The following is a 13,609-nucleotide window of genomic DNA, read 5'->3' as shown; positions in this document are numbered from 1 at the left end:
TTCCTAAAGGAGAAGAGACGCCTCATGTATGAATACCTTCATGGCACCATCACGGCGGTCACCCCGACACACGTGGTTATCGACGTGAATGGCGTTGGCTACCTAGTCAATACCGCCAACCCATACCGTTATCAGGTGGGAACGACCCCCGTGACGGTCTACGTTTACCAGGCGGTGAGTGATTCGGCCCAGACGCTGTATGGTTTTGCCGATTATGATGAAAAACAACTATTCTTGAAATTAATTAATGTTAATGGTATTGGACCCAAGAGTGCCTTGGCCATCTTGGCTAATCCCGACCACCAAGGCCTGATGCAAGCCATTCGGACCAATGATGTCAGTTTTCTCACGAAGTTTCCTGGAGTGGGTAAGAAGACGGCCGGGCAGATTGTCTTGGACCTGCAGGGCAAGCTTGACGATCTGGCCGCACCAGCTAGCCAAGATCTCTTTACCCCAGAGGTAGCGGGTGATGGCAACGTCAGTCCAGAACTCAGCGACGCTTTAGCGGCCCTGGATGCTCTGGGCTATCGGGCAGCGGCGATCAAGAAGATCACGCCTAAGCTCAAACAATTTGCGGGAAGCAATACCAACGATTATCTCAGTGAGGGCTTACGCCTGCTGACCAAGTAAAACTGAAAGGAGGCCACGAACATGGCTGATGATGACGAACGACTAGTCTCACCGGAACCCGCCGATGAAGGGGAGGATTCGATTGAAAAGTCTCTGCGTCCCCAGACCCTGCAACAATACATCGGTCAGGATCCGATTAAGCATGAGCTCCGGGTTTACATTCAGGCCGCTAAACAACGGGAAGAGTCATTGGACCACGTCCTGTTGTACGGGCCTCCTGGACTAGGAAAGACCACCATGGCGATGGTGATTGCCAACGAAATGGGCGTGCAGATTCGCACGACCAGCGGACCGGCAATCGAGAAGCCAGGGGATTTGGTGGCACTCTTAAATGAACTCCAACCTGGCGACATTCTCTTTATTGATGAAATTCACCGTTTGCCGAAGATTGTTGAGGAAATGTTGTACTCGGCAATGGAAGACTTCTATATTGACATTGTGGTTGGTCAGGGACCAACCGCCCATCCAGTGCACTTCCCGTTGCCACCCTTTACCTTAATTGGGGCAACGACACGGGCAGGTCTCTTGTCGGCGCCACTTCGGGATCGATTTGGGATCGTGGAACACATGGCTTACTATCGCACGGAGGATCTTCAGGAGATTGTGCAGCGATCGGCCGCCATCTTTAACACCACGATTGCCACTGAAGGGGCACACGAGATTGCTTTGCGTTCTCGAGGGACGCCACGGATCGCCAACCGCTTGTTAAAGCGGATCCGTGACTTTGCCGAGGTGTCGCCCGATCACTCGACGATTGATGTGGCAATTGTTGATCACGCCTTGAACCTACTGCGTGTGGATTCGGCGGGGTTAGACAGCACGGATATCAAGTTACTGCGCACCATGATTGACTACTACGACGGCGGGCCCGTGGGCCTTGGAACGTTAGCTGCCAACGTGGGTGAGGAGACAGAGACCGTGGCCGCAATGTATGAGCCGTACCTCTTACAACGGGGTTATTTGAAACGAACGGCGCGTGGGCGAGTTGTCACCGCTGCCGGCTATGAACATCTCGGCATTGAGATGCCCCATCGTGATTGATCGGGTCAGGGAAACCGACCAATTGTGGTTCTTTTAGAAATAATTGGACGGAATCTCTTGATTCTGGTAGAGTTGTTCAATAGAGATGAAATGAAGGAGTGAATGAGTGTGTTTGGAAATTTAACAGTTGCTGCTGCTAAGGGCAGTTCATTACCAACCATTGCAATTTTAGTTGTATTTTTAGTTTTGATGTACTTTATCATGGTGCGTCCACAACAAAAGCAACAAAAGAAGCACCGCGAAATGATGAGCCAATTAAAGAAGGGTGACCACGTCGTTACCATCGGCCGTTTACACGGGGTTATTGATGAAATCAACGACACCGACAAGACCGCTACCCTTGATTGTGACGGGATCTTCTTGACGTTTGACCTGCGGGCGATTTCTGCCGTTTCTGCACAAGGCCCACAAGCCGTTGCAGCACCTGCAGCCAAAGAAGCTGAAGAAGCCCCAGCAGAATCAACTGATGCTGAAGCCAAGACTGACGATGTTGAAAAGTCTGACTCCGACAGCGACGCTGAATAAGCACTTCTAACGACCCCGTTTAATTGGAGGTCGTTTTTTTTCGCCTAAAAATCCCAATGGTGACAAACATTTTCATTGCCGGCAAACGTATGTTTGGATATAATTTAAGTATTAATACACCGATCTGAAAGGGGGAATTCGAATGGAACCGACCGATCAACAGAAGCAACGTAAGATTATCCACGTCGACATGGATGCCTTTTATGCTTCGATTGAGGAGCGGGACCATCCCGAATTCAAAGGCCACCCCCTGATCATTGCCCAAGACCCCCGTAAGACCGGGGGCCGTGGGGTAGTGGCGACTGCCAACTATGTGGCACGGCAGGCCGGGGTCCATTCCGCGATGAGTGCGAGTGAGGCCCTTAAGCTGAGTCCTAAGGCAATCTTCCAGACGCCCAACTTTCCGTTATATCGGCAGGTGTCGGACCAGATTCACGCCATTTTCCATGAATATACCGACAAGATTGAAACGGTGGCCTTCGATGAAGCCTACCTGGATGTGACCGAGAATAAGCATCATTTACATTCGGCGGTTCAGGTGGCGCATGCCATTCAGACGGAAATCTTTGATCAGACCCATCTGACCTGTTCAACGGGGATTTCCTACAGTAAGTTTCTGGCTAAAGAGGCTTCGGACTTTCGCAAGCCGGTGGGGGTCAGTGTCATCATGCCCGAAGAAGCCCATGACTTTCTGATGGCACTACCGATTGAACGGTTTCGGGGCGTGGGGAAGAAGACTGTGCCCAAGATGTATGATCTCGGCATTCACAATGGCGCCGACCTTTACCAGCGCAGTCAGCTGAGTTTGATTCATGACTTTGGTAAATTCGGCTATATCCTCTACCAGCGGGTTCGGGGAATCGATGACCGACCGGTTGAATATCAGCGGGAACGCAAATCCATTGGCAAGGAGCGCACCTATGGCCCGCCCCTGACCACTTTGGGCGAAGTGGAGGCGCAGTTACAATATCTCGCCAATCTTGTGGCCGCAACCATGCGGCAGAAACAGCGGCATGGTAAGACCCTGGTACTGAAACTGCGGGATAGTGAGTTCAATACGGTGACACGGCGGGTGACGCAAGCAGACTTTATCGCTAATGATGCCGAGACTTACTATGACTTGGCCTTAGAAATTTACCACGAGGTGGCCCGATCCGATGAGGAAGTTCGGCTCCTGGGAATTACGTTGACGGGGCTAGCGCCATTGGCCTTCGAGAACATCACACTTCCCTTATTTGACGATCATCCGGTAAAATGATCGACTTCCTTTGATATTACCCCGTAAAACTTGTATACTGAAACGCGGTATCGACGCGATTAGGTCGACAAATCGGATAGAGAATGGGTGAACATTTATGGCTATTGAAGCTGCCATCTTAGAACAAATTAAAAAATTTAAAACAATTATTATTCACCGTCATCAACGACCAGATCCCGATTGTATCGGGGCTCAGCTGGCTTTACGGGACATTCTCCGTGCTAGTTTTCCGGAGAAAGCCATCTATGCGGTGGGCAAACACTATCCAGGACTCGACTGGATGGGTCAGGCCGACCAGGACGTAAGCGATGACGTCTATCAGGATGCGTTGGTTATTGTTGTGGATACCGCCAATCAACCACGGGTCGACGATGAACGCTGGCAGACTGGGGCTGAGGTGATTAAGATTGATCATCATCCTAATGAGGATGCCTTTGGAGATCTTCAATGGGTCTTAGACCAGGCGTCTAGCACGTCCGAAATCATTTATGACTGGTTCGCCGTTAATCAAACTGATCTGGTTATGCCAGACGATGCCGCTCGACTACTGTATGCCGGCATCGTCGGGGATACGGGACGTTTCATGTATCCCGCCACTTCAGCAAACACGATGGCCGTTGCGGGTAAGCTCATGACCTATGACTTCTCCGCAACGACGGTCAACCAAGCCGAAGACGAAGTGTCACCGGCCGTGGCTAAACTATCGGCATATGTTTATCAGAACCTAACGATTTTACCGAGTGGGGCGGCTTACCTGAAGCTCAGTGACGAAGTGGTGGAACCCTTCGGCCTGGGCACCGGGGACTCAACGTCTGCGGTGGTGCCACTGCCGGGTAAGATCACGACGGTGGTTGCTTGGGCAATTTTTGTCGAATCAAAAGATCATACGTACCGGATTCGGTTACGGTCTAAGGGCCCATCTATCAATGGATTGGCGAAGGCTCATGGCGGGGGCGGACACGCGCTAGCCAGTGGGGCTTCGGCCAAGGACCAAGCCGAGATCGACCAAGTTATCCATGAACTCGATGAGTTAGTGGCTAACGATAAAGGAGAAAATGAATGACCGCAAATTTTAAGCAATTCAACTTGCAACCGTACTTGATGACGGCCTTGCAAAAGATTGGTTTCACCGAGCCAACACCGGTGCAAGCTAAATTAATCCCCGTAATCGCTTCGGGGAAAGATGTGGTTGGCCAATCCCAAACCGGGAGTGGTAAGACCCATACCTTTTTACTGCCAATTTTTAATCAATTAACGTCAGAAAACCAAGTTCAAGCCGTGATTACCACGCCGAGCCGGGAACTGGCTTACCAAATTCACACCGCGGCGGAACAATTGGCCGCCGAAGCCCCATTTGAAATTCGAATTGGGAACTACGTCGGGGGAACTGATAAGCAGCGTCAAGTGAATAAATTACACCATTACCAACCACAACTCGTGATCGGAACTCCTGGACGAGTGCAAGATTTAATCCAATCACAGGCCTTAGATGTCCACACCACGCGGCAATTCGTTGTCGATGAAGCCGACATGACGCTGGATCTGGGATTCTTAGACCAAGTTGATAAGATTGCCAGTCGGATGCCAAGCCACCTTCAAATGATGGTGTTCTCCGCAACGATCCCACAACGACTCGATCCATTCTTGAAGAAGTACATGAATCATCCCGTTATTGAAGAAATTCCAACGGCGACGGTGATCTCATCGACGATCGATAACTGGTTAATTTCAACCAAGGGTCAAAACCGGAATCAATTGATCTATCAATTGATCACGATGGGGGAACCCTACCTGGTTCTGATCTTTGCCAACACCAAGGATCGAGTGGAACAAATCCATGACTTTTTGAAGGCCCAGGGTCTGAAGGTCGCCATGATTCACGGGGGTATCAAACCCCGTGAACGAAAGCGGGTCATGCGTGAAGTGAAGAATCTCCAGTACCAATTCGTTGTCGCAACCGACTTGGCTGCTCGAGGAATTGATATTGAAGGGGTCTCCCACGTGATTAACGATGATGTGCCAGAAGATCTGGATTTCTTTGTTCACCGGGTTGGCCGGACCGGTCGTCAGGGGATGCCAGGAACGGCGATTACCCTGTACTCACCAGATGAAGAAGCCAAGATTGCTGAGATTGAAAAGATGGGCATTAAGTTCCAGCCTAAGCGGATCAGTAACGGTGAAATTGTTGATTCCTATGACCGAAACCGGCGGACACAGCGGCGTAAGAGTACGCAAAAACTGGACCCATCACTGATTGGTTACGTGATGAAAAAGAAGAAGAAGATCAAGCCTGGTTACAAGCATCAAATCAAGCAAGAAATTCATCGTCGTAAGGACCAGGAAAAGCGGGTTGCCGCCCGTCAGAGTGCCCGAAACGAACGGAAGCGTCGTAAGCGTGAGTCAGATCGTTACCAATAAAACTAACTGGTAACGCACGGGTGTGTGAATCTATAGGTAAGACGGTGGCGTTGGCGTAAAACTTTACCGTTATCGAAGTAACACACCGTGTCAGCCGTAGGGTTGGTGAACATGGGCTCAGCTGTGGGAATTCGCTTAGCGGTTTACCGCTTAGAGAATTGGTGCCCTTGAGACTCGGTTTTGGAGGCTTAAGGGCAAGTTCAGAGACCGCACTTCGGCTCTGGGCGTCCTCCAGCCCATGTTCACCAACCCGAAGGCGCTGGACAGAGACAAACATATTCAGTGTCGAAGATTGACAAGGCGACGGTGGCCACCTATAATTTCAAATGGACAACAATTAAATAAACTTTTGAGGATATGCCATGTCTGACCGTCTTTCAGAAACGTTTTGGCTGCTGTGAAAAACGATTCGGTTTGATGCTGGTGCTCCCTCGGAAACATCGCGACTCAGCGTTATGAGTTTAAGAGGTAAACGATTAGAACATCGTTGCAAGTAAAGTGGTACCGCGCTTCGGCGTCTTTACGGGCAACGGTGTTTTTTATACTTTTTTGGAGGTATTGAGAGATGAAAGACCTAAGTAGCAGTCAAATTCGCCAGATGTACCTGGACTTTTTCAAGTCTAAGGGCCACACGATTGAACCCAGTGCATCGCTGGTTCCTAAGGATGATCCGTCGTTGCTGTGGATCAACTCTGGGGTTGCGACCATGAAGAAATACTTCTCCGGCCAAGTTGTGCCAGAGAATCCACGGTTAACCTCTTCACAGAAGAGTATCCGGACCAATGATATTGAAAATGTGGGGAAGACTGCCCGGCACCACACGTTATTTGAAATGCTCGGGAACTTCTCCGTGGGGGATTACTTCAAGAAAGAAGCGATCACCTGGGCGTGGGAACTTTTGACGTCACCTGACTGGTTTGGTTGGGATCCAGATAAACTATACATGACCGTTTATCCCAAGGACACCGATGCCAAGGCTGATTGGGAGGCTGCCGGCGTGGCACCCGACCACATCATCGCCGTGGAAGATAACTTCTGGGATATTGGTGAGGGTCCTTCGGGTCCTGATTCCGAAATTTTCTATGACCGGGGCGAAGATTTCAACAACCTGGCCGCCGATGATCCTGAAAACTATCCTGGTGGGGAAAACGAACGCTACCTTGAAGTTTGGAACATCGTCTTTTCGCAGTTCAACCATGAGCCAGATGGGACCTACAAGCCATTGCCACGGAAGAACATTGATACGGGGATGGGGCTCGAACGGGTTGTTTCGATTTTCCAAAATGCGCGGACTAACTTTGAAACCGACCTCTTCTTACCAATTATCGAGAAGACCGCAGAACTCAGCGATGGCAAGAAGTACGGTGCCAATCACGAGGACGACGTGTCCTTCAAGGTGATTGCTGACCATGCCCGGGCCATTACTTTTGCCATTGGTGACGGTGCTTTACCAGGTAACGAAGGCCGAGGCTACGTGATCCGTCGTTTAATTCGGCGGGCCATTGTTAACGGTCAAAAACTGGGGATCGAAGGGGATTTCTTAGACCAATTAGTGCCAGTGGTTGGGAAGATTATGCAATCTTACTACCCAGATGTGCTCAAACAAGCCGACTACATTGCCAAGGTGGTTCGTTCTGAAGAAGACCGCTTTGGGGAAACGTTGGATGGCGGATTAACGCTGTTGAACAGTCTGATTGCTGATTTGAAGAAGCAGGGTGGCAACCAGATTGCCGGCCCCGACGCCTTCAAACTCTACGACACGTACGGCTTCCCGGTTGAATTAACCGAAGAATATGCCGACGATCAAGGCATTACGGTGGATGTTGACGGCTTCAAGGCCGAGATGCAGAAGCAAAAGGATCGGGCACGCAACGCCCGGGGCAAGCAAAAGGCGATGGGCCTGCAGCACGACTTGTTAATCAACGTGACAACCCCGAGTGAATACGTGGGTTACACGCAATTAGCAACAACCAGTACGTTGACTGAGTTGGTCGTTGATGACCAACTGGCCGATGAAGCCACGACTGGAACGGCCGAAGCCATGTTCGACAAGACGCCGTTCTATGCCGAAATGGGTGGTCAAGTTGCGGATAAAGGGGACATCTTGGATGAAGCCGGACACGTGGTTGCTCACGTTGCCGATGTGCAACACGCGCCTAACGGCCAGAACCTGCATACACTGACGGTCGTTGCACCTTTGAAGAAGGGCGCAACTTACCAGCTCAAGGTTGACACGGTCTTCCACAGTAAGGTCGAAAAGAACCATACCGCAACCCATTTGTTGGATAAGGCCTTACGTGACGTCTTTGGTGAGCACACCCAACAAGCCGGTTCCTTGGTTGAAGGGGACTACTTGCGGTTTGACTTTACCCACTTCGGTCAGGTTGATCCTGCCGACTTGGCCAAGGCCGAAGCCATCGTTAATGAGAAGATCTTTGCGGAACTTCCCGTTACGACGGTGGAAACCGACATTGAATCTGCTAAAAAGATGGGCGCCATTGCTCTCTTTAGTGAAAAGTACGGTAAGGTCGTTCGGGTAGTCAGTGCCGGCGACTTTGTGACCGAATTTTGTGGTGGGAATCACGTAAAGAACACGAACGAAATTGGGCTGTTCAAGATTACTTCCGAATCTGGTGTGGGTGCCGGGGTACGACGGATCGAAGCCGTTACCTCAGCCGCTGCTTATCGCTACTTACAGGGTCGGAGTGAAATCTTAGACGCCGTAGCTGGCGATTTAAAGGTCACTCAGGACACTGAAGTGGAACAGAAGGTCCAGAGCCTACAAGCTCAAGTTAAGGCCTTAGAACAGAAACAAGCGACCTTAGAAGGCAAGCTGGCAAGTCAAGAGGCCAGTGCCGTCTTTGACCACGTGGTTACGGCTGGAAATTACAAGCTGATCAGTGGGACGGTTCAGGTGTCCAAGATGGACCAATTACGGGCCCTCGCTGACACTTGGCGTGACCAAGCCCTTTCGGATGTGTTAGTATTGGGAGCCGAAGTCAACGGTAAGGCTAACTTGATCGTCGCCGTTAGTGCCGACAAACAGAAACAGGTTAAAGCTGGCGATTTGATCAAAGCCATCTCACCAAAGATTAATGGTGGTGGGGGTGGACGGCCAAACTTGGCCCAGGCCGGTGGTAAGAACCCAGCTGGGTTACCAGATGCCATGACCGCTGCTGAAACTTGGTTAGCGGATCAGGACTAAGCCATTGAATTAAGTTAAAATGCGACGCGGGGGAGCAGTCCAGAATTTAGGGCGGCTCCCTTGGTAACAGCAGTATTACGAATAGATTACATTAGGTGGCGGTCGTTGTAGTTTGCCAGCTGATCGAGTAAAATTGAGGCTAAGTGAGGAAGTACGGGGGTGTTTCATAGTGAGTTCATTAGACAAAACGATGTATTTTGATTTTGGCGCCAACCAGCCGAAGGACGTGCACGATACCCTGGTAACGGTGTACCAGGCACTTGAGGAAAAGGGATATAATCCCATTAATCAGATTGTCGGGTACCTACTATCAGGCGATCCTGCGTACATTCCACGTATCAATGATGCGCGGAATCTCATTCGTAAGCATGAACGCGATGAAATCATCGAAGAATTAGTCCGGTTCTATTTGAATCAGAATGGACCGGTGAAGCCATCATGAAGTTAATGGGATTAGATGTGGGATCACGAACGGTCGGCATTGCGATTAGCGATGCCTTAGGCTGGACGGCCCAGGGAATTGAAATCATTCGGATTAACGAGGACGAGGAGATCTTTGGGATCGACCGCGTGGCCGAATTGGTTCAGGAGCATGATGTCGGCGGTTTTGTGGTCGGCCTGCCCAAGAACATGAACAATTCTTTAGGGCCTCGGGCCGAGGCATCCAAGCGTTATGGTGATATGTTGACTGAGCGTTTCCACCTGCCAGTTGACTTCGAGGATGAACGATTGACAACCGTTGAAGCGGAGCGTATGTTAGTGGAACAAGCGGATACGTCTCGCCGTAAACGAAAAAAAGTAATTGATAAATTAGCAGCCGGGTTAATCCTGCAGAACTATTTAGATCGGCATGGAAAATTAACTCGAGAAAAGTGAGGTTTCGCATGAACGAAGACCAAGAACAAATCACGTTAGTTGACGAAAATGGTAACGAAGAGTTATACGATGTCCTGTTTACCTTTGAATCCGATGACTTCGGTAAGTCATATATTTTGATTTACCCGTCTGGTAAGAGCGAGGATGAAGAAGTCGACATCCAAGCCTATGTCTTACCACCTGAAAACGATCCAGCTAACCCAACCGGTGGAGATTTACAATTAATCGAATCCGATGAAGAATGGGATATGATTGAATCCGTATTGAACACTTTCCTTTCCGACGGGGAAATCAATCCTGACGCTGGTAAGAAAAACTAGTCATTAAGATCCAAAAAAGGGCGGAGATCTCCGCTCTTTTTTATTTGGGACGAAACGACGACCTATTAGCGGGTGAAAGGCGTGCAACGTTCCCCGGATCAATGGTAAAATAAAGCGTTATGCAAAACAGGGGGAATATCGATATGACGGAACAGACACACCGGTTCAAGGCCATGATTGCCGGGAAAACCTATACGATTGTGGGCCAAGCGACTGACGAGCACATGCGTGCCGTCACGACAGTTTTGAACCAACAGTTCGAACAACTGAAGACTCTTTCACCCAAGATGAGCAAGGAAGATGCCGCCATTTTGATGGCCTTCAATGCGATCTCGGATCAACTTAAGATGGCTGACGAACAGCCTGACAAGCCCACGGATTCCACGGAAACGGGGAATTAGGGTGATATTGAGTCTGATTATTATCAGCCTACTGATCCTGGGGTTTCGACGAGGCTACCGCAGAGGACTCTTGCGGCAGATTCTCAATACCATCGGGTACTTCGTCGTCTGGATTGCGGCCCGGCTTTTGTCACGGCCGTTGGCCACCGGAATCGGCCAATTCGTGAGAAATCTCTCGTTGGATAGTTCGGCGAGTGTGGCAACCGCGAGCCAGAGCAGTTCATTTTTCCTCAACGGACTGGCTTTCTCGGCCATCTTGACGGTGGGTTTCTTCATTGTTCATCGCATCATCGAGACGGTTAACCGGGCTACTAAGCTTCCGGTTATCCACCAGGTGAACGGATTGGGAGGCGGTTTAATCAACCTCTTAGTACGTTATGTGGTGATCTTTTTAGTTTTAAATCTACTCATTCTATTACCAATGACGACATTTCAGAATAGTTATCAGGCTTCGCCCGTGGCCCAGTGGATCGTTAAAGAGACCCCACTGTTGTCAGAACGCCTTGTGCACTGGTGGCTCGCGGCATAATGCCTGACTGTTCGTGAGAAAGGAACGTCTTATGAATCAAAAAACCTTAAAAATTATGGAATACGACCGGATTAAGCAAGGCTTGCAAGGCTACTTAGTCTCGGCTGCCGGTCAACATGAATTGAGTCAGCTTCAGCCAACGGCGGATGCCAAAACGTTACAGATCTGGCTGTCTGAATCTAAGGATGGCGCGGATATCTATCGTTTGGAGAACGGAATCCCGCTACCTAAGCTTGATGATATTCGGCCTCACTTGCATCGCTTAGCGATGGATGCGGCGTTGAACGGTCTGGAATTGGCTCAGATCAGTCGTGTGCTGTGGACTACCGGGTCGGTGGTGAAGTTCTTCCGAGACTTAGCTGAAAAGGAAGTCGACTTACAGCGTTTGGATCGGGTGGTTAAAGAACTTGTCACGTTGCCAGAGGTGACGCGGCGACTTCGGACGTCTCTGGAAGGGGATGGCCATATCACGGATGAGGCCTCACCAGCTCTTCGTCAGATTCGCCAGCACATCACGCAAACCGAGGCAGCCATCCGGAGCACCATGGATCAATATACACGAGGGAAGGATGCCAAGTACCTCAGTGAAACCATCGTCACGATTCGTGATGATCGGTACGTGATTCCGGTACGGGCAGAATACAAGCAACGTTTCGGGGGCATCGTTCATGACCAGAGTGCTAGTGGTCAGACGCTGTTCATTGAACCCCAGGCCGTCGTGGGTCTGAACAACCGGTTACGGCAGAATCAGATTGATGAACGGCATGAAGAACAGCGAATTCTTGCTGAATTAACGGCCCTGCTGGATCCTTATCAGGATGAAATTCTCCGGAACTCGGAAATTCTGGGTCACTTCGACTTTATCAATGCCAAGGCTAAATATGCGCATCACATGAAGGCCACGGAACCCAAGCTTTCTCTGGATAATCAAGTCGACCTGCGGCAAGCGCGGCATCCCTTGATCGATCCCCACAAGGTTGTGGCCAACGACATTGCGATTGGTAAGGACTACAAGGCCATCATCGTAACGGGACCCAACACCGGTGGGAAAACGATTACCTTAAAAACACTGGCTTTAGTTCAGTTGATGGGGCAATCAGGACTCTTCATTCCAGCCAACGAAAATAGTGTCATCGGGGTCTTCGATGACATCTTCGCTGACATTGGGGATGAACAATCCATCGAACAGAGTTTGAGTACCTTCTCTGGTCACATGGAAAATATCGTGGCCATTCTGAAGCATGCCAACGATCGAAGCCTGATTGTTGTGGATGAATTGGGTGCCGGGACCGATCCCCAAGAAGGGGCAGCACTGGCGATTGCTATTCTCGATGAGATTGGGACGCTTGGGAGCTATGTAATGGCTTCAACCCACTATCCAGAGTTGAAAGCCTATGGGTATAATCGGCCAGAAACGATCAATGCCAGCATGGAATTTGATGGTAACACGCTTCAACCGACTTACCACCTGTTAATTGGTATTCCTGGACGGAGTAATGCTTTAGATATTGCGGCTCGATTGGGCATGCCGGAACAGATTGTTTCTGCGGCCCGGGGCTTGACGGATCAGGATAGTCAGGACTTAAATGCCATGATTAGTGATCTGACTGAACAGAAACGACGGGTGGACGCCGATGCAACGCAACTCAGTCAAGAGTTGAAGGAAGCCGACGAGTTACACGATCAATTACAACAACAGTTTGAACAGTATCAACAACAGAAAGATCACCTTATGGCCGATGCCAAACGAGAAGCCAATCGCTTGGTTGATGAATCTCGTAAGCGGGCCAATCAAATCATTGCGGACCTTCGTAAGAAGCAGCTGGCTGCCGGTCAGAGTGTCGTCAAGGAAGATGAATTGATTGCCGCACAGGGGGCGTTGAACGCCCTCCAGCAGGACACCAAGCTTAAGAAAAACCGGGTGTTGCGGCGGGAGAAGGCTAAGCTGGACTTCCACAAGGGAGACAGCGTGCTGGTTAAGTCTTACGGTCAAGTCGGGGTCCTCGTGGAACAACTTGATGACAGCAATTGGGAAGTCCAATTGGGTATCTTAAAGATGAAGATTGCGACGCGTGATATGGAAAAGGCCAAGGACCCGGCCAAGAGTGCCAAGCAGCCGCGAGCTACGGTTCGCCGAACGGGTTCTAATGGCATGTCACCAACGCTCGACCTGCGGGGGCATCGTTATGAAGAAGCCATGGCTGAGGTTGACCGTTACATTGATTCGGCTCTGTTGGCAGGTTATCCCTCTGTCACGATTATTCACGGTAAGGGTACTGGGGCCTTGCGTAAAGGAGTCACCGAGTACTTGAAACGTAACAATCGGATTAAGAGTTTTGGCTTTTCGCCGGCAAATGCTGGTGGGGATGGATCCACTGTGGTCCGGTTCAAGTAAGCCACTAATTA

Annotated in this window: 13 protein-coding genes; all 13 read left to right on the top strand. The window is 50.2% G+C overall.

The window, feature by feature from the left end; genetic code table 11:
- Positions 1 to 24: 24 nt before the first annotated feature.
- The 13 genes from ruvA to EKM70_RS05050 all read left to right on the top strand — a co-directional run bounded on the left by ruvA (position 25) and on the right by EKM70_RS05050 (position 13,598).
- A complete protein-coding gene (ruvA, locus tag EKM70_RS05110; protein WP_125545877.1) occupies positions 25 to 630 on the top strand; it encodes a Holliday junction branch migration protein RuvA in 606 nt (201 codons plus the stop codon).
- 21 nt (positions 631 to 651) lie between these two features.
- Positions 652 to 1,671: a Holliday junction branch migration DNA helicase RuvB gene (gene ruvB, locus EKM70_RS05105; RefSeq protein WP_125545875.1), complete on the top strand. Its 1,020-nt coding sequence runs from the start codon at positions 652 to 654 to the stop codon at positions 1,669 to 1,671.
- Positions 1,672 to 1,779: 108 nt separating this feature from the next.
- A complete protein-coding gene (gene yajC, locus EKM70_RS05100; RefSeq protein ID WP_225416383.1) occupies positions 1,780 to 2,196 on the top strand; it encodes a preprotein translocase subunit YajC in 417 nt (138 codons plus the stop codon).
- A 142-nt stretch (positions 2,197 to 2,338) separates the two neighbouring features.
- On the top strand, positions 2,339 to 3,454 hold the full coding sequence (gene dinB, locus EKM70_RS05095) for a DNA polymerase IV (RefSeq protein ID WP_125545871.1): 1,116 nt from the start codon (positions 2,339 to 2,341) through the stop codon (positions 3,452 to 3,454).
- Between the two features lie 97 nt (positions 3,455 to 3,551).
- Positions 3,552 to 4,517, top strand: coding sequence for a DHH family phosphoesterase (locus EKM70_RS05090; protein WP_125545869.1), 966 nt, complete (start codon positions 3,552 to 3,554; stop codon positions 4,515 to 4,517).
- Positions 4,514 to 5,872, top strand: a complete 1,359-nt coding sequence (locus tag EKM70_RS05085; protein WP_125545867.1) for a DEAD/DEAH box helicase — start codon at positions 4,514 to 4,516, stop codon at positions 5,870 to 5,872. The genes EKM70_RS05090 and EKM70_RS05085 overlap by 4 nt, the downstream gene beginning before the upstream one ends.
- Before the next feature lie 565 nt (positions 5,873 to 6,437).
- Complete coding sequence (alaS, locus tag EKM70_RS05080; RefSeq protein ID WP_125545865.1) at positions 6,438 to 9,077, top strand: alanine--tRNA ligase; 2,640 nt, start codon at positions 6,438 to 6,440, stop codon at positions 9,075 to 9,077.
- Positions 9,078 to 9,246: 169 nt separating this feature from the next.
- Entirely contained in the window at positions 9,247 to 9,519 is a 273-nt protein-coding gene (locus tag EKM70_RS05075) for an IreB family regulatory phosphoprotein (protein ID WP_024746979.1), read from the top strand.
- Entirely contained in the window at positions 9,516 to 9,953 is a 438-nt protein-coding gene (ruvX, locus tag EKM70_RS05070) for a Holliday junction resolvase RuvX (protein WP_125545863.1), read from the top strand. Before EKM70_RS05075 ends, ruvX begins: the two co-directional genes overlap by 4 nt.
- 8 nt (positions 9,954 to 9,961) lie before the next feature.
- Positions 9,962 to 10,273, top strand: a complete 312-nt coding sequence (locus EKM70_RS05065; protein ID WP_125545862.1) for a DUF1292 domain-containing protein — start codon at positions 9,962 to 9,964, stop codon at positions 10,271 to 10,273.
- Between the two features lie 143 nt (positions 10,274 to 10,416).
- On the top strand, positions 10,417 to 10,674 hold the full coding sequence (locus tag EKM70_RS05060) for a cell division protein ZapA (protein WP_125545860.1): 258 nt from the start codon (positions 10,417 to 10,419) through the stop codon (positions 10,672 to 10,674).
- A 1-nt stretch (position 10,675) separates the two neighbouring features.
- On the top strand, positions 10,676 to 11,203 hold the full coding sequence (locus EKM70_RS05055) for a CvpA family protein (protein WP_125545858.1): 528 nt from the start codon (positions 10,676 to 10,678) through the stop codon (positions 11,201 to 11,203).
- Positions 11,204 to 11,234: 31 nt separating this feature from the next.
- Positions 11,235 to 13,598 carry an endonuclease MutS2 gene (locus EKM70_RS05050; RefSeq protein ID WP_125545856.1) on the top strand — a complete coding sequence of 788 codons (2,364 nt, stop codon included), beginning with the start codon at positions 11,235 to 11,237 and terminating at the stop codon, positions 13,596 to 13,598.
- Positions 13,599 to 13,609: the final 11 nt, after the last annotated feature.

The organism is Levilactobacillus lindianensis (genome assembly GCF_003946095.1).
Lineage (GTDB): Bacteria > Bacillota > Bacilli > Lactobacillales > Lactobacillaceae > Levilactobacillus > Levilactobacillus lindianensis.
Note: the sequence above shows the minus strand (reverse complement) of the source record. Positions and strands in the feature narration are given on the sequence as shown.

Coding starts and splice junctions, on each gene's coding strand:
- ruvA (WP_125545877.1), top strand. CDS start 25: ATGTATGAATACCTTCATGGCACCATCACGGCGGTCACCCCGACACAC.
- ruvB (WP_125545875.1), top strand. CDS start 652: ATGGCTGATGATGACGAACGACTAGTCTCACCGGAACCCGCCGATGAA.
- dinB (WP_125545871.1), top strand. CDS start 2,339: ATGGAACCGACCGATCAACAGAAGCAACGTAAGATTATCCACGTCGAC.
- EKM70_RS05090 (WP_125545869.1), top strand. CDS start 3,552: ATGGCTATTGAAGCTGCCATCTTAGAACAAATTAAAAAATTTAAAACA.
- EKM70_RS05085 (WP_125545867.1), top strand. CDS start 4,514: ATGACCGCAAATTTTAAGCAATTCAACTTGCAACCGTACTTGATGACG.
- alaS (WP_125545865.1), top strand. CDS start 6,438: ATGAAAGACCTAAGTAGCAGTCAAATTCGCCAGATGTACCTGGACTTT.
- ruvX (WP_125545863.1), top strand. CDS start 9,516: ATGAAGTTAATGGGATTAGATGTGGGATCACGAACGGTCGGCATTGCG.
- EKM70_RS05065 (WP_125545862.1), top strand. CDS start 9,962: ATGAACGAAGACCAAGAACAAATCACGTTAGTTGACGAAAATGGTAAC.
- EKM70_RS05060 (WP_125545860.1), top strand. CDS start 10,417: ATGACGGAACAGACACACCGGTTCAAGGCCATGATTGCCGGGAAAACC.
- EKM70_RS05050 (WP_125545856.1), top strand. CDS start 11,235: ATGAATCAAAAAACCTTAAAAATTATGGAATACGACCGGATTAAGCAA.